This window comes from Pseudoglutamicibacter cumminsii, from assembly GCF_016907775.1.
In the GTDB taxonomy this organism is placed as follows: domain Bacteria; phylum Actinomycetota; class Actinomycetes; order Actinomycetales; family Micrococcaceae; genus Pseudoglutamicibacter; species Pseudoglutamicibacter cumminsii.
In genome coordinates, this window is record NZ_JAFBCO010000001.1 from 421,995 (window position 1) to 443,314 (window position 21,320).

At 60.6% G+C, this 21,320-nt stretch carries 18 protein-coding genes; 12 read left to right on the plus strand and 6 right to left on the minus strand.

What is annotated here, in order from left to right; translation table 11 throughout:
- The first annotated feature begins 61 nt into the window (after positions 1-61).
- Both JOD50_RS01910 and JOD50_RS01915 read left to right on the plus strand, forming a co-directional pair.
- Positions 62-2,221, plus strand: a complete 2,160-nt coding sequence (locus JOD50_RS01910) for a S8 family serine peptidase (protein WP_204880197.1) — start codon at positions 62-64, stop codon at positions 2,219-2,221.
- A 259-nt stretch (positions 2,222-2,480) separates the two neighbouring features.
- Entirely contained in the window at positions 2,481-4,637 is a 2,157-nt protein-coding gene (locus JOD50_RS01915) for a S8 family serine peptidase (RefSeq protein WP_204880198.1), read from the plus strand.
- Between the two features lie 149 nt (positions 4,638-4,786).
- On the opposite strand, the gene JOD50_RS01920 is transcribed toward JOD50_RS01915, so the two are convergent.
- Positions 4,787-5,158 (minus strand): hypothetical protein, encoded by a 372-nt coding sequence (locus tag JOD50_RS01920; RefSeq protein WP_204880199.1) that lies wholly within the window; start codon positions 5,156-5,158, stop codon positions 4,787-4,789.
- A 299-nt stretch (positions 5,159-5,457) separates the two neighbouring features.
- Here JOD50_RS01920 and JOD50_RS01925 point away from each other — a divergent pair, with 299 nt between their 5' ends.
- Complete coding sequence (locus JOD50_RS01925; RefSeq protein WP_204880200.1) at positions 5,458-6,654, plus strand: pyridoxal phosphate-dependent aminotransferase; 1,197 nt, start codon at positions 5,458-5,460, stop codon at positions 6,652-6,654.
- A 63-nt stretch (positions 6,655-6,717) separates the two neighbouring features.
- Positions 6,718-7,044 carry a PspC domain-containing protein gene (locus JOD50_RS01930; RefSeq protein WP_204880201.1) on the plus strand — a complete coding sequence of 109 codons (327 nt, stop codon included), beginning with the start codon at positions 6,718-6,720 and terminating at the stop codon, positions 7,042-7,044.
- 112 nt (positions 7,045-7,156) lie between these two features.
- Here JOD50_RS01930 and JOD50_RS01935 read toward each other — a convergent pair whose 3' ends face one another.
- The 5 genes from JOD50_RS01935 to JOD50_RS01955 all read right to left on the minus strand — a co-directional run bounded on the left by JOD50_RS01935 (position 7,157) and on the right by JOD50_RS01955 (position 12,433).
- On the minus strand, positions 7,157-8,356 hold the full coding sequence (locus JOD50_RS01935) for a glycine C-acetyltransferase (protein WP_204881486.1): 1,200 nt from the start codon (positions 8,354-8,356) through the stop codon (positions 7,157-7,159).
- A 72-nt stretch (positions 8,357-8,428) separates the two neighbouring features.
- A complete protein-coding gene (tdh, locus tag JOD50_RS01940; protein ID WP_204880202.1) occupies positions 8,429-9,475 on the minus strand; it encodes an L-threonine 3-dehydrogenase in 1,047 nt (348 codons plus the stop codon).
- A 67-nt stretch (positions 9,476-9,542) separates the two neighbouring features.
- Entirely contained in the window at positions 9,543-10,757 is a 1,215-nt protein-coding gene (gene ygfZ, locus JOD50_RS01945) for a CAF17-like 4Fe-4S cluster assembly/insertion protein YgfZ (protein WP_204880203.1), read from the minus strand.
- Positions 10,758-10,866: 109 nt separating this feature from the next.
- Positions 10,867-11,610, minus strand: coding sequence for a nitrobindin family protein (locus tag JOD50_RS01950; RefSeq protein ID WP_204880204.1), 744 nt, complete (start codon positions 11,608-11,610; stop codon positions 10,867-10,869).
- A 178-nt stretch (positions 11,611-11,788) separates the two neighbouring features.
- Positions 11,789-12,433: a hypothetical protein gene (locus JOD50_RS01955; protein ID WP_101630426.1), complete on the minus strand. Its 645-nt coding sequence runs from the start codon at positions 12,431-12,433 to the stop codon at positions 11,789-11,791.
- A gap of 221 nt (positions 12,434-12,654) precedes the next feature.
- Between JOD50_RS01955 and mshD the strand changes: the two genes are divergently transcribed.
- The 8 genes from mshD (at position 12,655) to JOD50_RS01995 (ending at position 21,227) form a co-directional block, all read left to right on the plus strand.
- Complete coding sequence (gene mshD / locus JOD50_RS01960) at positions 12,655-13,602, plus strand: mycothiol synthase (RefSeq protein ID WP_420825537.1); 948 nt, start codon at positions 12,655-12,657, stop codon at positions 13,600-13,602.
- 204 nt (positions 13,603-13,806) lie between these two features.
- A complete protein-coding gene (locus JOD50_RS01965) occupies positions 13,807-16,005 on the plus strand; it encodes an RNA degradosome polyphosphate kinase (RefSeq protein ID WP_204880206.1) in 2,199 nt (732 codons plus the stop codon).
- Positions 16,005-17,000 carry an NUDIX hydrolase gene (locus tag JOD50_RS01970; RefSeq protein ID WP_204880207.1) on the plus strand — a complete coding sequence of 332 codons (996 nt, stop codon included), beginning with the start codon at positions 16,005-16,007 and terminating at the stop codon, positions 16,998-17,000. Before JOD50_RS01965 ends, JOD50_RS01970 begins: the two co-directional genes overlap by 1 nt.
- A 128-nt stretch (positions 17,001-17,128) precedes the next feature.
- Positions 17,129-17,437, plus strand: a complete 309-nt coding sequence (locus JOD50_RS01975; protein WP_204880208.1) for a GNAT family N-acetyltransferase — start codon at positions 17,129-17,131, stop codon at positions 17,435-17,437.
- Between the two features lie 84 nt (positions 17,438-17,521).
- Complete coding sequence (locus tag JOD50_RS01980; RefSeq protein WP_204880209.1) at positions 17,522-18,328, plus strand: thymidylate synthase; 807 nt, start codon at positions 17,522-17,524, stop codon at positions 18,326-18,328.
- A gap of 44 nt (positions 18,329-18,372) precedes the next feature.
- Complete coding sequence (locus tag JOD50_RS01985) at positions 18,373-18,945, plus strand: dihydrofolate reductase (protein WP_204880210.1); 573 nt, start codon at positions 18,373-18,375, stop codon at positions 18,943-18,945.
- Position 18,946: 1 nt separating this feature from the next.
- Positions 18,947-19,366, plus strand: a complete 420-nt coding sequence (locus JOD50_RS10580; protein ID WP_204881653.1) for an NF038396 family protein — start codon at positions 18,947-18,949, stop codon at positions 19,364-19,366.
- An 88-nt stretch (positions 19,367-19,454) separates the two neighbouring features.
- On the plus strand, positions 19,455-21,227 hold the full coding sequence (locus JOD50_RS01995) for a choline/carnitine O-acyltransferase (protein WP_204880211.1): 1,773 nt from the start codon (positions 19,455-19,457) through the stop codon (positions 21,225-21,227).
- Positions 21,228-21,320: the final 93 nt, after the last annotated feature.

Sequence of the window (21,320 nt, forward strand, 5' to 3'; positions counted from 1 at the left end):
TGCCTACCGTGAAAACACCGTGAGCGATCTCACATCGCTCCCCGAACACGGAAAGACGATAATGATGACTCCATCTACTCAGTACCCGCATCGGGCCCGCGATCCTCGGGTCCACGATCGGAGCGCACCTCGCGCTCGCTTGATCGGCGCTATCGGCGCCGGCGTCGCTTCCCTCGCTCTGGCTATCCCGCCTGCGATGGCGCAAGCTGCGCCTGCCGTAGTCAAGAGCGACGTCTCTGCTCAGGCGCAGAGCTTCGTGAAAAAGAATGCTGATAAGCAGTCTCATAAGGAAGCGCTTGAGGCCAAGAAGCAGCTTCAAGCTAAGCAAGACATGATCGAGAAGCTCAACGCCGACGGCTATGACCGCTTCATCGTGACCTACAAGAAGTCGGAACGTGCCGCAAGCAAGGCGACGACGCGGGCCCAAGCCTGGCAGAAGGCCGGTAAGTCATACGGCCTCAACGCTAAGGAGCTTCGCAAGACGGCTACCGGTTCGCACGTGATCGACCTGGGCAAGAACTTGAAGGGCAAGCAGGCCGATGAGTTCATGAAGAAGCTTGCTGCCGATCCTGCAGTTGAATCGGTCGAGCCAGACATTCGCCTGTACGCAACAGACCTGAACCCGCAGGACGAGTACTGGCAGAACCTGTGGGGCCTCAACGGTTCCTACGGTGTGAACGCGCAAGAAGCATGGAAGCACACGCAGGGTAAGGGGTCGGTTGTTGCGGTTGTGGACACCGGCATCACCAAGCACCCTGACCTGGATGCCAACGTCCTTCCAGGCTACGACTTCATTTCTGATCCGAAGTCTTCCAACGATGGCGACGGCCGCGATAACGATGCGACCGACAGCGGCGACTGGAACGACGCCGGCGAATGCGGCTTCGGATCTGGCTCCGGTTCTTCGTGGCACGGATCGCACGTCGCGGGCACGATCGCCGCGGTAGCGGACTCCCAGGGCGTCGTAGGTGTTGCGCCGGAAGCAAAGATTGTTCCGGTCCGCGTGCTCGGTAAGTGCGGTGGCCGCTTGTCTGACATTGCAGACGGTGTCGCTTGGGCTGCCGGTGCCGAGGTCCAGGGTGTACCTCGCAACGAGAACCCTGCAGACGTCATCAACATGTCCCTGGGCGGTCGAGGCATGTGCCAGGCCGCATACCAGGAAGCCATTAGCCTCGCTACCAGCCGCGGCACGACTGTTGTGGTCGCAGCCGGTAACGAAAGCTCGAACGCTGGTGCTTCCCAGCCAGCAAACTGCCAGGGTGTTGTAACCGTGGGCGCAACCGATAAGAACGGTAAGCCTTCGCACTACACGAACTACGGTGATGTTGTGGACATCTCCGCGCCAGGTGGCGACACCCGTACGAAGGGTGGGGGCATCCTCTCGACCGTGAACAGCGGCGACAAGAGCCCAGTTGGCCCAAGCTACGCGGAGTACCAGGGCACCTCGATGGCAACCCCACACGTTGCAGGCATCGTTGCCCTCATGAAGTCGGCCAACCCTGAGATGTCTCCAGCTCAGGTCGAGCAGGCACTCAAGGACACCTCGAAGCCTGTCAACGGCGGCTGCTCGCAGCCATGTGGTCAGGGCCTCGTCGATGCTGGCCGCGCAGTCAAGGCTGCAGCGGGTGACGACACTCCGGCGCCTGAGCCAACTCCAGAACCAACTCCGGAGCCAGAGCCATCGCCTGAACCAGAACCAACTCCAGAGCCAGAGCCAACTCCGGAGCCAGAGCCTACGCCAGAGCCAGAGCCAACGCCTGGCCCTGAGAAGCAGCTCATCGTGAACGGCGGCTTCGAAGGCGGCCTCATCCCGTGGACCACGAACGTTCGCGACCTCGTCATGAAGGACGGCTCGCACGCCCACTCGGGTAACAGCTCGGCTTCCTTCAACGGCTGGGGCTACCGTTCCACCTACAGCCTGGATCAGACGGTGACCGTCCCTGCAAACGCCACCGCAACTCTGAGCTACTGGCTCAAGGTCCGCTCGGACGAACCATTCCCGTATGCACGCGACACGTTCAAGGTTCTTGTCTCCGATGGCACGAACTGGACCGTCCTCAAGACTCATTCCAACGTCGAAAAGGATCGCGGCTACCAGCAGCAGCAGGTTGACCTCTCCCAGTTCGCAGGCAAGAAGATCACCGTACGCTTCCTCGGTGAGGAAGACAGCTACTACTCCACGATCTTCAACCTCGACGACGTGGAGCTGAACGTCAAATAGCCTCCCCGCCCCGATTCAGGGACGCTAAGGCAACCTAGAACATTGTGGCCGGTCTGGATTTTCCAGACCGGCCACAATGCTTTTCTGTCCGCACATGTTGCTACACGCGAGCCTCCCATTCCTATGTGGTTCACATGAGGTTCCTGAGGGCCGGACAAGAAATGTGAAATGGTACTTTCGCAAAGGCTTTGATAATGCCTACCGTTGTCTCACCGTGAGCGGTCTCACATCGCTCCCTGAGCACGGAAAGACGATCATAGTGACTCCATCTACTCCGCACCCACATCGGGCTCGAGCCCGTAGCGCACCACGCGCTCGCTTGATCGGCGCCCTCGGCGCCGGCGTTGCTTCCCTCGCTCTGGCTATCCCACCTGCGATGGCGCAAGCAAATCCTGCAGTTCCTAAGAACGAAGCCTCTGCCCAGGCGCAGAGCTTTCTGACGAAGAAAACGGACAAACAGTCCCATAAAGAAGCACGTGAAGCTCAGAAGCAGCTTCAGGCTAAGCAAGAAATGGTCGAAAAGCTCAACGCCGACGGCTACGACCGCTTCATCGTGACCTACAAGAAGTCGGAACGCGGCGCCAACAAAGCCACGACGCGCGCGAAGGCCTGGCAGAAGGCCGGTAAGGCTTACGGTCTGAAGGCTAAAGAGTTGCGTAAGACCGCAATCGGTTCACACGTGTTCGACCTCGGCAAGAAGCGCCTCAAGGGCAAACAGGCCGACGACTTCATGAAGAAGCTGGCCGCCGACCCTGCTGTTGAGTCCGTAGAGCCGGACCTCCGCATGTACCCGACGGGCCTTAACCCGCGCGATCAGTACTGGCAGAACCTGTGGGGCCTCAACGGCAACTGGGGCATCAAGGCACAGGATGCTTGGCAGTACACGCAAGGTAGGGGCGCGGTCGTCGCTGTTCTGGACACCGGTATCACGCGACACCCAGATCTGGATGCCAACGTGCTTCCTGGCTACGACTTCATCTCAGACGCTTGGTCGTCCAGCGACGGCAACGGACGCGACAACGATCCGCTCGACAGCGGTGACTTTAGCGGACCGGGTGAATGCGGCCCTGGTTCCCCTGGCTCCGGTTCTTCGTGGCACGGTACCCATGTCGCGGGCACGATCGCTGCAGTCGCAGATTCCCGGGGTGTGGTTGGTGTAGCACCTCAAGCGAAGATCGTCCCTGTCCGCGTGCTTGGTAAGTGCGGTGGCCGCTTGTCCGACATCGCAGATGGTCTCGCATGGGCGGCCGGCGCAGATATCCCCGGCGTGCCTCGCAACCAGAACCCAGCTGACGTCATCAACATGTCCCTGGGTGGTGGCGGCTACTGCCAGCCTGTCTACCAGCGCGCTATCAACTTCGCTAACAGCCGCGGGACCACCGTTGTGGTCGCTGCCGGTAACGAAAGCTCAAACGCCGCGGGCGTTCAGCCGGCTAACTGCCAGGGTGTTGTGACTGTTGGTGCCACCAACGCCAACGGTACGCCGTCGTACTACTCGAACTTCGGTGATGTCGTGGACATCTCGGCGCCAGGCGGTGACACCCGTACGCGCGGTGGCGGCATCCTCTCTACCGTGAACGCGGGCCGCACCTATCCAGCTGGAGCAAGCTACGCAGAGTACCAGGGCACCTCGATGGCAACGCCACACGTTGCAGGCATCGTTGCCCTCATGAAGTCGGTCAACCCGAACATGAGTGCGGCGCAGGTTGAGAAGACACTCAAGGACACCTCACGGGCCGTCAACGGTGGCTACTGTGCACGCGGATGCGGCGTGGGCCTGGTCGATGCGGGACGTGCCGTACGCGCTGCCGCCGGCAAACAGGCTCCAGCACCTCAGCCAAACCCGGAACCAACGCCGAAGCCAACGCCGAAGCCAACCCCAGAACCAACGCCAGAGCCAACCCCGGAGCCAACCCCGGAGCCAACCCCGGAACCGACACCTGACCCGAGCCCTGCTCCTGAGAAGCAGCTCATTGTGAACGGCGGCTTCGAGAATGGCCTTACTTCGTGGCGAACCAACGCTCGCGACACCCTGATGCGCGACCGCAACCACGCCCGTTCGGGTAACGCCTCGGCTTCGTTCAACGGTTGGGCCTACCCGTCGACCTACAACCTGGACCAGACGGTAACCATCCCTAAGGGTTCGAACGCGGTCTTGAGCTACTGGCTCAAGGTTCGCTCGGATGAACCGTTCCCGTATGCGCGCGACAAGTTCGCTGTGCTCGTGTGGGACGGTAGCCGCTGGACGACCCTCAAGAGACACTCGAACCTCGAGAAGGGCCGCGGCTATCAGCAGCACAAGGTTGATCTGTCCAAGTTCGCAGGCAAGACCGTGACGGTACGTTTCCTCGGGAACGAAGGTAACTACTATTCGACGATCTTCAACCTCGACGACGTACAGCTCAACACCAAATAGTCTCGCCACCCTGATTCAGGGACGGTGAGGCAATAACAACAGTGTGGCCGGTCTGGAGAGTCCAGACCGGCCACACTGTTGTTAGCTAGTCGATGATTAGCTAGCCGATCATGCGGCAGCACACGCCATCGCCTCTGTTGGATTCGTCTCTATTGGAGACGTACCTGCGAATCTGGCTCAGCCGACGTGACGTCCGGCAGCTTCGCTAGCTCCTCGCTCACTTCGTCCAGCTGTGTCTCTTTAAACCCGGGTTCCAAGCTGTACACGAATGAACCGTCGAACATCGTGACCCCAGGCTCAGCCTTTGTTCCGTATCCTTCGAGGACCTCGGCGACCTGACGATCCACCGTCTCGCGATCCGCGCCCTTCTTAACATGCACGATGAGGCCGGTCACCTTACCGCGGCCTACCGGCGGCGGGCCTGGAGTCCGTAGTGACGGGTTAACGCTTGGCCCGTGAGGCGAAGGTCGTTCGTTCGAAGACGGAGCAGGCTGTTGGCTTTTAGACGAAGATGAAGGCATGTCAGAAGGCTCCATTGTCTTGCTGGCGGACGGCTGTGAAGATCCGGAAGGTGATGGATCCGAAGGATCTGGGTCGTTCGAACACGCAGCTACCGCTGTGAGCGCGAAAACGAGAGCGCATGCGGAAAGTAGCCGCTTGCGGCGTTGTCGAACCCCACGATTCTTGTAGCCGTAAAACTGAGACGTCTTTTCTAAGTCCATAACTCATTTTCCCATCCGCATCGATAGGATGGAAGTGTCCCTATATATCCCTATCTGCGGGGTCGAAAGCGCTACCCCGCAACATCGAAGGACTGTTCATGCCTGCTCGTCTCTCTGCCCGGCTTTCCGCCATCGCACCATCGGCGACCCTCGCCGTAACCAACCGCGCCAAGGACATGAAGGCACAAGGCAAGGACGTCATCGGATTCGGTGCCGGCGAGCCTGACTTCCCGACCCCGGATTACATCGTCGATGCGGCGGTCGAAGCCGCACGCGACCCCAAGAACCACCGCTACACGGCAACCAACGGGCTCATCGAACTGCGCGAAGCCATCGCGGCAAAGACCCTCCGGGATTCCGGAATCGAGGTCGACCCAGCCAACATCGTGGTCACCAACGGCGGTAAACAGGCCGTGTTCAACACGTTCCAAGCCCTGCTGAACCCAGGCGACGAGGTCATCATCCCGGCGCCTTATTGGACCACGTACCCGGAAGCCGTCAAGCTCGCTGGTGGCGTTCCCGTCGAGGTCTTCGCTGGCCCTGAAGCCGATTACAAGGTGACGGTCGAACAGCTCGAAGCCGCACGCACCGACTCGACCCAGGCAATCATCTTCGTGTCCCCTTCCAACCCGACCGGCGCCGTCTACACCCAGGAAGAGACCAAGGCGATCGGCGAATGGGCACGCGAGAACGACATCTGGGTCATCACCGACGAAATCTACGAACACCTCGTCTACGACGAAGCCGAGTTCACCTCCATCGCGGCAGTCACCGAAGGCCTTGAGAAGGTCGTGATCCTCAACGGCGTCGCTAAGACATACTCGATGACCGGCTGGCGAGTGGGCTGGCTCATCGGCCCTACCGACTTCGTCAAGGTCGTCTCGACGTTCCAGTCCCACTCGACCGGTAACGTCGCCAACGTCTCTCAGCGCGCGGCGATTGCCGCGGTCGCCGGCCCGCTCGACGAAGTCCACACGATGCGTGAAAGCTTCGACCGCCGGCGTAAGGCGATGGTCGATGGCCTCAACCAGATCAACGGCTTCCACTGCCCTACCCCGAAGGGCGCGTTCTACGCGTACGTCGATGTACGCGAAGCCCTCGGCAAGACCTACGCCGGCGAAACCCCAACCACCTCGAGCCAGCTCGCCGAGCTGATCCTCCAGGAAACCGGTGTAGCGCTCGTCCCAGGTGAAGCGTTCGGGCCATCGGGCTTCCTCCGCCTCTCGTACGCGCTCGGCGACGACGACCTCGCAGAAGGCCTCCGCCGCGTCCGCGAATTCATCAACAGGAACTAGTTCTTCAACCAACACTGCGCAACCAGCAACACCGAGTCAACAACGGACACAGAGGTGCAAGGCATGGACACGATCTATAAATGGCTCCGGGCAATGCCGCTACGACGCGGCCCACGCCGGCTCGTGGGAGGCGTGTGCGGCGGCATCGCCTACAAGACTGGCTGGGACGTCGGCATGGTTCGGCTCATCACACTGATCGCGCTGATCCTGCCGATCATCTCGCTCCCGGCGTATCTCATCGCCTGGGTCATCATCCCGTGGGGCGCCAGCGATGAAGCCGCTGAAAAAGCAACACGACGTGGCAGCACCGCAGCGATCCCACCGCGGGAAGACGACCCGCTGTTGCTTGAAAAATTCATGACCTGGGGCAGCGACAAGCTGCGGAACTAATTGGGTGCCCCCCAGGCGTAGGGTACTCGCAGGCTAGACCCCTTAAATGGTGTCGGCGTGAGCATTCGATCAACGAAGCTCACGCCAACACCATTTTCACGCCTTAAACGCTCTAGGCTTCAACCGCCTTACGGGCCGCAACAAACGCATCCACGCACGCTTCGATGTCCTCAGGCGAGTGCGCCGCCGAAAGCTGAACACGAATGCGCGCCTCACCACGCGGAACCACCGGGAAGCTGAACGCCGTGACGTACACGCCGTGGTTGAGCATCTCGTCGGCGATCTTCGCGGCGAGCGCTGCATCGTGGAACATCACCGCGATAATCGCGTGCTCACCCTCAAGCAGCTCAAAGCCTTCCTCATCCATACGACGGCGGAAGTGCGCGGCGTTCTCGAAGAGCTTCTCACGCAAATCAACGGCGCCGGAAACCAGGTCCAGGGCCGTGATCGTCGCAGCCACAATCGATGGGGCGAGCGAGTTCGAGAACAAGTACGGGCGTCCCTGCTGACGCAGAATATCCACGATCTGCTGGCGGGCCGCGACATAGCCGCCCGACGCGCCGCCCAGAGCCTTACCGAACGTACCGGTGTAGATGTCCACACGGTCAGCGACACCTGCGTGCTCCGGAGTACCGGCACCCGTCTCGCCCATGAAGCCCACCGCGTGAGAGTCATCGACCATGACCAACGCGCCGTACTCGTCGGCAAGATCACAGATCTCGCGCAACGGCGCCAAGTAGCCGTCCATCGAGAACACGCCGTCAGTCACAATCACGATGCGGCGAGCGCCAGCGCCACCATTCATCGCCTTGGTCGCCTCAAGCTGCTCACGCAGATCCGCCATGTCGCGGTTCGCGTAACGGTAGCGGGCCGCCTTAGAAAGCCGGATCCCATCGATCAGCGAAGCGTGGTTGAGCGCATCCGAAATGATCGCGTCCTGAGCGCCGAACAGCGGCGCAAACACCGCACCGTTCGCGTCAAAGCAAGACGAAAACAGAATCGCGTCATCCGTGCCCAACCAGTCAGCGAGCTTACGTTCCAGCTCCAGATGCTGGTCCTGGGTACCGCAAATGAAACGCACCGAAGCCATACCGAAGCCGCGCTCCGTCAAAGCGTTCCGCGCGGAATCGATGATGCGCTCGTCGTCAGCAAGACCCAAGTAATTGTTGGCGCAGAAGTTCAGAACCTCACGCGCTTCACCATTCGCGCTTGCGGTGATGTGAGCCGACTGCGGGGTCGTGATGGTCCGTTCCCGCTTCGTCAGGCCCGAAGCCTCAATCTCATCCAGCTCAGCCTGCAGATCCGCAAGCATCGCCTCACGTGCATTCGTCACGAGTTCTCTTCCCTTCCCCAAACGTTATCTCTGCCTAGACGGTATCCCGGCCTAGACGTTACGCCAGTCCAACAAAACCTTGCCGCGCTGACCAGAACGGGCAATATCGAAAGCCTGACGCCATTCGGAAGCCGGAACCACATCGGAAATCACCGAGGTGATCCGCTCCCGGAAGAGCTCATCGGTCTGCAGCATCGCGGTCATCGCGTACCAGGTCTCATACATCTCACGGCCATACACACCCTGCAACGTGAGCATGCGCGTCACAATCCGGCCGCCATCAACATTCCACGAACCGTTCGGCAGACCCAACAAAGCGATGCGGCCGCCATGGTTCATGTTCTCAATCATCTCGGACAGCGCAGGCTGAGCGCCGGAAATCTCGAGGCCCACATCGAAGCCCTCGTTCATGCCCAAGCGGCGCTGAACATCGGAGATCTTCTCTTTACCGGCAAGCACACCGGCATCCGCGCCCATGCCCTCGACAAGCTTGAGGCGTTCCTCGTTCAGGTCCGTGACCACAATCTTGCGGGCACCGGCGTGACGCGCGATCGCGGCCGACATCAGGCCAATCGGGCCCGCGCCCGTGATCAGAACATCCTCACCCACCAGGTTGTTCAGAAGCGCGGTATGCGTCGCGTTGCCCAGCGGATCGAAGATCGCGCCGAGCTCCGGCGTCACGAAATCATCCGTGTGAACCCACACATTCGACTCCGGGATCACCACATACTCGGCAAACGCGCCATCACGTTGGACACCCACCGACTGCGTCCTGATGCACATCTGACGCCGTCCCGCACGGCAGTTACGGCACATACCGCACACCACGTGGCCCTCGCCCGAAACGCGGTCGCCCACCTTGATGTCCTTGACGTAATCACCCGTCTTGACGACTTCGCCATAAAACTCGTGGCCCGGGATCATCGGCGGCGCAATCATGTCTTGCGCGGCCTGGTCATAAGCCTCGATGTGCAGGTCAGTACCGCAGATCCCCGCCATGTGAACACGGATCAAGACATCGTGCGCGCCCGGCTCAGGAACAGGGCGGTCGGTGTACTCGAAACCAGCGTGCGGGCCAGACTTATACAGAGCCTTCACGGAAGCCTCCCGGGTCGATGTGGGCAATCACACTAAGACTAACGCGCCCACGCCCATCCACGGGACCCTAGCCGCGCAGATCCTTACCCATTCCTGGGCCGAGCCGCCCCAGATCCTTCGGGCGGCCCACCACATTGCCGGCAGTAGGCGGGACAATAACGGTCTGCAACGCTTGGTATTCCTGTTCACCATCCACAACGGTGAGCTCCGTATCGACGCCCACATTCCGGCGGATCACAGCCAACGCGACCGGTCCAGCATCGTGATGCAGCACCGCGCTCGTGACCGTACCCACAGTGCGTTCCCCCGCCTTAACCTCAGCGCCAGCGGCAGGCAACGTGTGCTCCGAACCATCCAGATCCAAGAACACGAGCCGGCGCGGTGGGTGCCCGAGGTTATGCACACGAGCCACCGTCTCTTGCCCCTTATAGCAGCCCTTGTTCAGGTGCGTGGCGGAACGCAGCAGGTCGAGCTCGTGCGGGATCGTCTTATGGTCCACCTCTGTCCGTACACTCGGATTCCATGCGGCGATGCGGACCTGCTCATACGCCATCAAACCGCCGATGCGCAGCCCGGCTTCCTGCACCGCGCTGAGCAGTTCAGGCATCCGGGAGCGCTTAACGAGCGAGAAGAACCAGTCACCTTCAGAACCAGGATGCTCATCCCCTACCGGACCATACGGCCAACCGCCCTCACAGACATCCGGCCACGGATCACGCACAACCGGACCCCAGGCGTCAGTGTCTGCCACGAGCGCCGACGCCACTCCGGCAAGCTTCTCACGCAACGCGAAGCGAGCACCCACCACGGCCCAGTCAGCCGTCACATCGGTCACCTCGACCTGGCTCATGAACCGCATCTTGGACAACCACTCGACCAAGCTGCCCACGTAGCCAGGCTCCGTGACCAGCCACGTGGCCTCGCCGTCATCGACCACACGCACATCGAAATCGATGCGGCCCTGAAGATTCAAAAACAACGCCCGCGCAGCAGTGTTCTGTGCGCCAGCTGGAGCTGACGCCAAGTTATCGAGTCTCTGCGACGCCAAGGAATTCAGCCACGTCAGACGGTCCGGGCCACTCACACGAGCAACACCCCACGAGGACAAATCCACGATCGCTCGGCCCTCATCAACGTCCCGGCCTTCACGCAAAGGCGAGCCATAATGCAACGCAACCCCGGCGTCGACACCAGGGGCACGCACCGCACCGTCAACCCCCAAAAACACAGAGTCCGGGGTCGGCTCAATCGTCGAAAGATCAACAGGTTGCGGATCCAACATCGGGGCCTCCTTAAGACCTCACACACCCTCATAAACAACGAACCGGCCCCGGCAAGGTTCACACCCCGCCGACGCCGGAACGTCAAACAAGTTTTGCCTCTACAACAGACTACTCAGCTGCGTTGTCAGAGCCATCTGGGCCATCGGAGCCCGCCGGGCTGTCGCTGCCGGGCTCGGTCTCACCTGCGGAAGCGGCACCGTTATCAGCGCCACCAGCGTCAGCAGCGCGGCGACGACCACCCGAAACCACACGCTTCAACTGAGCTGAGCCATGCGGCGCAAGCTCCTCACCAGCTTCACCAGCGATATCCCAACGCCAGAACAGCATCTCGTTGACCAGGCCATAAATCCGTGTAGCGCGGTCATACGGATGTGCGTGCTTGCTACGCTGCACGCCCGAGGTCTCCAAGAACACCTGGGGGCCAGCGATATGACCCGAGTACTGCTCCGTGATGCCACCCGGATGAGCGATCGTCACGTTGAGCGCAAAGCCGTCCTTGCCGTCGCGTTCAGTACGCAACTTCTCGACGTCCTCAGCGTTACGCAACGCAGGAACCACATCACCCGGTGTCAAGCCAGGGCCACCATCCGAATCCGTGAGCTCACGCTCGAGCTGCCAGAAGCCAGTCTCCACGGCGATCGGGCGCAAAATCTGGCCCTCATCATCAGCAAGCCACGTCTCAGCACGGTACTCAACGACCGGCAGACCCACCTGCTCAAAAGTGACACGCTGGAAGAACCGCTGATCATCAGCGGCACCCTCACCCAGCATTCCGTAGCCCTCCCAGCGGCCCAAAAGCCACGACAGCGGGACAAGCTCCGGCGTCAGATCGACGGGAAGTTCAATCGCCATAAATTACTTCTGACCCCGGAACAGGTAACGGACCGTACCGATAGCGAAGCTCAACATACCCAAGCCCGCAACGCCGATCGCGCCGTAGAAGAAAATCTCATAAGCCAAGTAATCGTTCATGCCTCTAGTCTATCCCTCTTCCCACACCAGGCCAGAAACCAGCCAGCAGTGTGACGATCTAATAAATCAAATACCGCGTTACCAGCGCCGCCGGCATACCCATCGCCACCACGCCGCACGCACCAGCGACAGCGAACCGCCACATCGGGGTCCGCCCCAACGCCTTCGGCCGGCTCCACGAAACCAACCACGCACCCAAAACCATGCCGACAACCTCTAGAACCGTGGCAACCCACAAAGCGGTCGACAACGAATCCGAATCAAAACGGACTTCCTGAACCCACACAAACCAGCCAGAGCCCATCGCCACCACCATCGATGCGCCAATGCTCTCCGCTAGAACCGCTACCTTATCCCGTGATTCCTCAACGGAAAACAGCTGAAGCACAAAGCTCAACAGCACACCGACAGCAGCACCCATCGGCCACCACGCCAGCCCATGCTCCTCCGGGAGCAACAGCATCAGGCCAAGCGAAACCACCATCGTCGCAAACATCACGATGCGCACCGTAGAGCCGCCCACCGCGTGCTGGCGGCGAGGCCATAAGACACACACTGCCAGCAAGGCCATCGCGGTCGTCAACAAACCTGCATGCGCATCCAGTTGCGTCTGCCTCGAGCCTGTCCCAGAGCTCAGCAAAACAGGGGCCGTCACCACGGCCCACGCCAGCCCGGACAGAATCAACAGCAACGGATAACGCACCCTTCCATCATGCCGCATAACGCAGGGCCATCGCAGACTGGGCACCCTGTATGTCGAAATTGCGCTTCGCTGGACATGAACAAGCATGTTCAACGCGATACAACTCGGTTAGCGTAAAAGCTATGAGCACGCATGAATCCTCCAGCCCGAAAACTGACGCTGATATGCAGGCTGACGCTGACACGCAAGCCGACGCCGGATCGCAAACAGAAACTGACACGATGTGGACGCTCAGCCGTTTCGATGGCCGGCCGTCCGATGCGGTTTTGGACGGCATCATCGAGGTGGCTCGCGCCGCCGAGGACGCAGATGGGCATGAGCCGTTCAATGAGCAGACCCGTATCGAGTTACGTCGCGGCGAGAACGTGTGGGGTGTCATCGTCTCGACGGATCAGTCGGCTGACGGTGAGGAGCCCAGCGAGGGTGTGACGGCAGCCGCGATCGTGACCGGCGCCGATGGGCAGCCTGCAACGATCGAAATGGCGGTCCACCCTGACAACCGCGGTTTCGGCATGGGCAAGGACCTCACGGACATCCTGGCGGCCCAGCTTGAGGGCCGCGCAGTCAATGCGTGGGCTCACGGGGATCACGATGCAGCACACACGTTGGCCTCGCGTGCGGGCCTGGAAAGGGTGAGGGAGCTGTGGAGCATGCGTCTGTGCGATCCGCAGGCTTTGCCGGCAACCCCCTCTGTTGATGGGGTCAGCATCCGGGCTTTCGATCCGAGCAAGGACGCCGATGCGTGGCTAGAAGTGAACGCCGCGGCGTTCGCTTCGCACCCGGAGCAGGGCAAGCTCACGCGCTCGGATCTGGATGAGCGGATTGCTGAAGACTGGTTTGACCCTGCCGGTTTCCTGCTGGCCTTCGATGACGGAACCGGCGAGCTGTTGGGCTTCCACTGGACCAAGGTGCACCCGGCGCACACGGACGAGCGTGGGACCGAACATGCGGCAATCGGCGAGGTCTACGTCGTGGGTGTCTCCCCGGACGCTCAGGGCCGCGGCCTTGGTAAGGCTCTGACCCTGGCCGGCTTGAATCACCTCAAGGACGAGGGGCATCAAACCATCATGCTCTATGTGGATGCCGACAATGCCCCGGCAGTCGCGCTATATGACAGCCTCGGCTTTGAACGCTGGGACGTTGACGTGATGTACGCGAAGGACGCCTAGAAACCCGCGTGACGTCAGGCTTTGGCCGCTCATTGTTCACACGCTGTTCTTGATCGCCTTGTTAGAGGAAATCAAGAGCGTTTGGGCGGTATCCTGATGTTGATTCCACCTGCTGAGCACATCCGTGTCTGGGCAGGGAAGGCTACGACACGAAGCCCGTGCCATGCTCGGATTTAGGAATCCGGACATCATAAGGAGGATTGCGTGGAGAATCACGCCGGAACCGTACCTGCGACGAAGCCGAAGCGCGTCAAACCGACTGCTGACCGGATCGAAGCCCCTGAGGTATCTGTCCACAACACTCCAGACGGTGATTTTGGGCTCGACCGGTTCCTCGACCGGGAAATGTCATGGCTTGATTTCAACCTGCGCGTCCTCGAGTTGGCCGAAGACCCGGACCTCTTCTTGCTTGAACGCACCAACTTCCTTTCGATCTTCGGCTCCAACCTCGACGAGTTCTTCATGGTGCGAGTAGCGGGCCTCAAGCGCCGCATCGCAGCCGGTATGGCCGTCCCCTCGATGACCGGCTTGAGCCCACAGGACCAGCTCGCGACCATCCTTGAGCGAGCACACGAGCTTCAGCAACGTCACGCACGCGTCTTCACCGAACAGGTTCGCCCTGAACTTGCGAAAGAGAAGATCACGATCGTGCGCTGGAACGAACTCACCGATTCAGAGCATGACCGTCTGCGGAACTGGTTCACCGAACAGGTCTTCCCTGTCCTGACCCCGCTCGCGGTGGACCCCGCGCACCCGTTCCCATATATCTCCGGCTTGTCGCTCAACCTCGCGGTTCTGGTGCAGAACCCGCAGACCGGAAAGCACTTGTTTGCCCGCGTCAAGGTTCCGGATGTGTTGCCGCGCTTGGTCCGCGTTGACCCGCCGTCGCACGATCCAGCGGAAAAGGTACGCTTCGTGCCGCTTGAAGAGATCATCGCGACGCAGCTCGACATGCTCTTCCCCGGCATGGAAATCATGGAGTACTACACGTTCCGTGTGACCCGCAACGAGGACCTCGAGGTTGAAGAGGACGATGCGGAGAACATTCTGCAGGCCCTCGAGAAGGAACTTTTGCGTCGGCGCTTTGGTCCTCCGGTTCGCCTCGAAATCGACGAAGAAATGTCGGAAGAAGTCCGAACGCTGCTCGTGCGTGAGCTTGGTGTTGATGACTCCGAGGTTTTCGCTCTGCCGACCCCTCTGGATCTGCGCGGCCTTGGCGCGCTGTCCCAGGTTCAGCGCCCTGATCTGCGGTATCCACGGGCAATCGGCCGCACGTCCCGCTTCCTGAACGAAGCTGAAACCGCGATGGAAGCGAACGTGGTTGAGGCAGTCAAGAAACGCGACATCCTGCTGCACCACCCGTACGATTCCTTCGCGACCTCGGTTCAGGCGTTCCTTTCGCAAGCGGCGGCTGACCCGAAGGTTGTCGCGATCAAGCAGACCCTCTACCGGACCTCTGGCGACTCCCCTATCGTTGATGCGCTGATCGATGCCGCGGAGGCTGGCAAGCAGGTGCTTGCGATGGTCGAAATCAAGGCCCGCTTCGATGAGCAGGCCAACATTTCGTGGGCCCGCAAGCTTGAGCAGGCAGGCGTGCACGTTGTCTACGGCATCGTGGGCCTGAAGACGCACTCGAAGCTTTCGCTCGTGGTGCGGCGCGAAGGAAACCAGCTGGTGCGCTACTGCCACATCGGTACGGGTAACTACCACCCGTCCACGGCACGGTTCTACGAGGACCTCGGCCTGTTGACGTGCGATCCAGCTGTTGGTGAGGACGTCACGCGGCTGTTCAATCAGCTTTCCGGATACGCCCCGCGTACGACGTTTGACCGCCTCTTGGTTGCGCCGCGTTCGCTGCGCTCGGGACTGCTTGAGCGGATCGAGCAGGAAATCGAGAACAAGAAGGCCGGCAAGGAAGCCCGCGTGACCATCAAGGTCAACTCGATGGTTGATGAAACGATCATCGACGCGCTCTACCGCGCTTCGCAAGCCGGCGTCCAGGTCGATGTGATTGTCCGTGGCATCTGTTCGTTGCGCGCCGACGTCCCTGGTTTGTCGGAGAACATTCGTGTTCGTTCGATTCTGGGCCGGTTCTTGGAGCACTCTCGTGTGTTCGCGTTCTATAACGATGGAGACCCTGTGGTCTATATCGGTTCGGCGGACATGATGCACCGCAACCTGGATCGCCGCGTTGAGGCGCTGGTTCCGATCAAGAACGAGGAAGACAAACGCGGCCTGATCGAGCTCATGGATCGCTACCTGTCCGATGAGACATCCTCGTGGCATCAGGAACAAGACGGCACATGGACCCGCGTGCACAAGGATGCCGAGGGTAACCGCCTGATGGACATTCAGGAATACTTGTTGAAGACCCGCTCACGCCGAGGAACACCGAACGCATAATGCCAAACTCGATTTCTTTTCCCGTTCGCTCGACTGAACCGATCGGCGAAATCGCCCAAGATAAGCCGGAGATCGTCGCCGCTGGTGTTGTGCCGTGGCGCATCGACCCTTCCGATGGGTTGCAGGTTCTGTTGATCCATCGTCCTAAGCACAAGGACTGGTCGCTCCCTAAAGGCAAGGTCGACGCCGGCGAGACGATCGCTGAAAGCGCGGTTCGTGAAGCTAAAGAGGAAGCTAACCTCAAGGTGACTTTGGGGATCCCGTTGCCGTGCACGCATTATTTCGTGGGCAAGAAGTCCAAGGTTGTTTACTATTGGGCCGCTCACGTGGACAAAGCGGGGCGGGTTAATCCCGATGGTAAAGAGGTCGATATCGCCCGCTGGTATTCGCCGGCGAAGGCTCTGAAGAAGCTCACGAATGAAGCAGATCAGCTTCCGATCAAGGCCCTGGTTGAGGCCCACGAGCAGGACCACTTGCGGACTACGCCGTTCCTCTTGGTACGGCATGCGAAGGCTAAGCCGCGTAACGGGTGGACGCGTTCCGAGGGTGACCGAACCCTGGCGACCACTGGTTTCGTTCAGGCTCGGTCATTGGCTCGCATGTTGAGGGCTTGGAAGCCTGAGCGGTTGGTTTCGAGCCGATGGACCCGTTGCCTTCAAACGGTTCATCCTTACGCTGCCGGCGCTGGGTTGAGCATCAAGAAGCAGACCGCGTTGACGGAGCATGCGGCTGACCGCGATCCGGATAAGGCGCAGCGAATCCTGTTGAAGCAGTTCAACAATCCGAAGCCTACGCTGGTGTGTTCACACCGCCCCGTGATGCCGACTCTATTGAAGGCTTTGCAGACCGTGACGCCTAAGGATTTGCGGGAGTTCTTGCCTAAAGAGAACCCGTATCTTGCCCCTGGTGAGGCGATCATTCTGCATCGGGCGCTGGATGCTAAGCGGCGCTGGCGTACGGTTGCGGTTGAGGTTCATCGGCCTTTCGAAGACTGATCGACGGAGCTCTTGCGCTGTGTTTGTGCAGAGCGCTTACGCTGGGCTTGTGCTTGGTAGGCTCGGAGGTAGTGCACCTGTAGCGCGCGCTCGTTGAGTAGCATGTGCTCGTGTTGAAAGGAACCCCTATGCCGCAGCCTCCATTGATTCAGCAGCACACGCTTCGTGTTGAGCAGGACGAGGTCCAGTCTCGTTTCAGTCTTTTTGATGGCGATGACTTCATTGGGTTCATCCAGTACGAACAAGACGGCGACGTTCTGAGCTTCGTCCACACGATCATCAAGGAAGAGTTTTCGCGCCGCGGGTACGCGCGTGCCCTGACTACGATCGCGTTTGAACGCATGTGGGCGTTGGGTCTCAAGGTCAACCCGGTGTGCACCTACACTGTGGACTATCTCGAGACGCATCCGCAGTACGGCGTGCTGCGCGCGCAGTAGGCGCGTGTCCACAGCAAGCCCTGCACAGCATCGTTATCCACAGCTTCGCTTTCCCTCACGACCTCCTGCATAGAATCGAGTCTCATGACCGTCCCCACGCCATATGAAGACATGCTCAAGGACGTCCTGGAGAACGGGACGCCGAAATCTGACCGCACCGGAACCGGCACCATCTCGGTTTTCGGCCGGCAGATCCGCTATGACCTCAGCGGCGGAACGCTGCCGCTCATCACGACCAAGCGCGTCCATTTCAAGTCAGTTGCACTGGAACTCTTGTGGTTCCTGCGCGGTGATTCCAATGTGCGCTGGCTCCAGGAACGTGGTGTGAGCATCTGGAATGAGTGGGCTGATGAAGACGGCGAGCTCGGCCCGGTCTATGGTGTCCAATGGCGTTCGTGGCCAACTCCCGACGGCGGGCATATCGACCAGATCGCGGAGCTCATGCAGCAGCTGCGCGAGAACCCTGATTCGCGGCGCCACATCGTTTCCGCGTGGAACGTCGCCGAGATCAAGAACATGGCGCTGCCTCCATGCCACGCGTTCTTCCAGTTCTACATCGCTAACGGCAAGCTTTCGTGCCAGCTCTACCAGCGTTCAGCTGACACGTTCCTCGGCGTACCGTTCAACATCGCTTCCTACTCGCTGCTCGTGCACATGATGGCTCAGCAGCTTGGCTTGGAGCCCGGCGAGTTCGTATGGACGGGTGGCGACGTGCACATTTATGACAACCACATCGAGCAGGTCAAAACCCAGCTTGAACGGGAACCATACGAGTACCCGACGCTGCGTTTCGCGCGGAAGCCGGAGTCCATTTTCGACTACGAATTCGAAGACTTCATCGTCGAGAACTATCAACACCATCCGGGCATCGCGGCACCAATCGCGGTGTGATCTAGCCAGCTGACAGATTCCAAGGATTGTGAACCAACAGTTCCATGCATCAACACTTCGCTGACGACTTCATACCGCACGAATCGGCACGCCAGATCGGGATGATCTGGGCGCAGTCGGCCGAACGTGTGATCGGTGTTGACGGTGACATTCCGTGGCGGCTGCCCGAGGACCTCGCGTTCTTCAAGCACGTGACCGAAGGCCACCCCGTGATTATGGGGCGCAAAACCTGGGATTCCATCCCGGCCGCGTTCCGTCCGTTCTCTAACCGCACCAACATCGTGCTAACGAGCCAGGCGGAAACCCGCCATCAGGTCGCTGCCGCCGGTGGACATGCGGTGGATTCAATCGCTGAAGCGCTCGACATCGCTTACAACAGCGAAGGCAGCGAACAGGTCTGGATTCTTGGTGGCGGCGCGATCTACGAGGCGTTGGAGCCGATGGCGAACCTCGCGGTGGTCACGACCGTTGACACCCAGGTCGAAGGCGACACACTGGCCCCCGAGCTCAGCGTCGGGTGGGAACGCGTTGTGTCGAGTCCGGAGGGTGAAGGCTGGATCGACAGCGAAAAGCAACAGCTACGCTACCGCGTGGATGTGTACCAACGAAAAGGCTGACATGAACACGACACCGGAGAAGAACACCAAGCCGGAAGGGCCGGCGGACGGCGAAGACCTCGTGCTGGGCACTCCACGCCCCGAGCTACACTTCTTGCTCGGCTACATGCTGTTCCCCGTGCTAGCGCTCGCTAGTGCGGCCGCCGGAGTGTGGGCTGTGATCGTTGGCAACAAGATCGCCGGTGTGATCCTGCTGGTGGTTGTGGTCCAACTGTTCGTATGGGGAGCGGTGCGCAGCATCGGCATCCGGAAGAAGCTCGTAGCCGAACGTATGGAAGCCGTCGAAGAGTTCTACACCGGCCAAGAAGCGATCGACCGCTGGCATGCTCGCGAAGCGGAACGCCTCGAAGCTGAGCGTGCACAGGCTGAACGTGAGCAGGCTGGGAAGACGCAGGCCGAACAGAACAAGCGCGATTCATAAGGATCCGGGTTCTCTGTTGAAACGACGCGGCACTGTTTTGAAACGACACAGACTGTGTTGAAGACCTGTGGCGAGGAGGCCTGAGACCGTGGCTAAGAATCCGACCATTGCCCCGCACCCGTCAACGCGGGATCTGAAACCGCTCGAGGTTCCACCACTGGACGGAACCCTAGACGCGTATCAGCATGCACTCGCCGCAGTGCTTGACGGCCCTGAGCTCGAACACGCTCTAGCAGTGGTTGAGAACTTCCGTACCGGCGCTGGACCGAAGCTTGATGCGGCTCTGCGGGAGCGTGCCGAGACCCGAGCCGCTCACGGCACCAACTGGCTTCACGACGAATGGTATTCCGGCTACCTCACGGTCCGTGAGCCACTGACCCTCAGCACCAATGTGGCGTTCCAGCTCGCCTTGCCCCTCGAGTCATCACCGTCGGGGCACGTGCCCGCGGGCCTGGATCGCGCCGTCGAGTTCATCCGGCGCGTGGCAACGGTGCACCTGCAGGTGGCGTCCGGGAACATTCCGGAGGATGTGGACGCCCGCGGCAACCGCATCACGCTGAACCAATGGTTCGTTTACGCCGTCTCTACACGCCTCCCGCTCGGGGACGAAGACCAGATCTTCCGGAGCAGGCTCGATGAAAAGAACCGGGAGATCGGCGTATTCATCAACGGCCGACTGTTCGCCGTGCCACTCACTGACAGCGCCGGTGCCCTCGTCTCAGCTGAGGCACTACGCGCGGCGCTCGAGGCGATTCAAGCAACGGCCACCGAACCCGCGGCGATCGATTTCAACGCCCCTTCCCTACTGGGTTCCGGTGTTCTTGAAGATCTGCTTCCGAACATGTTGGAGCAGGGCGGTAACCATCTGGTGTACGACCGTTTAGGCGACATGCTCTTCACGGTCGAGCTACTGAACGACCGCGGGGAAACGGACGCCCAGCGCATGCGCGGAGCCACCTTCACCCCGCGCGGAGCATGGACCTACAAGCCGTTGAGCTACCAGGTGAGTCTTCACGACGACTGGACGGCCGTCAACGTAGAGCACTCCTGCATCGACGGCGCTACCCTGCTCACGGCCATGCAACGCATCCAGACAACGGAGGTTCCAGCCGAGGCATCCACGGAGCTCATCCAACTCGAAGCCGAAGAGCTCGTATGGACGCTCGATGAGGGCACCGCCGCGGAGATCCGCACGCATGCCGACGCCTACGCTGAGCGGGCATCGAAGTTCACGGTTCAGATCATCACTGCACCGCATCGTCCGCCGGCAGACATGCCGTTCAAGTTCAGCCGTGACGCCGCGGCTCAACTGACCATGACCATCGCACAGCAACTCACCTACGGCCGAATCCGGGCCGTGTACGAGGCCGTGGACATGCGCGAATACCGCGCCGGGCGCACCGAATGCCTGCGCGCCGCAACCCCGGAGGCCGCGGCCTTTGCGCAGAAGCTCGTCGCAGGAACCGCGACGCACGACGACCTGCTGGCCGCCGCCAACGCTCACCGCGGCTGGGTCAAACGATGCAAGTCCGGAAACGGTTTTGACCGTCACATCCAGATGATGGCCACGATCGATGCCAGCGACCCGTTCTTCACTGACGACGCCGCCCTCGCGGTGCGCCGGGACTTCCTGTCCACGACGTCGGTGGGCGGGCCACAACAGATTGTGCGTTACAGCTTTGCGCCAACGGTGCCGGAAGGCTTCGGCATCTCCTACACTCCATTGCCCGAGGCCACCGAGTTCTGTGTCTCGTGGAACATTGACACCGCTGAGAAGCCGGAGGAGTTCACCGCGAACCTCGTCAAGGCCGCCGAAATGCTGTGGGATTTCCTGGATCAAGAGGAGTTCCTGCAGCAATAGGAAGACGGCACTGTTTCCCAGAGGTTACGTCCCTGAGCTCACAATGCGAAAGATTTGGGCTTAGTGCCTGCTTGCTCGCGTAGCCTTGAGGCT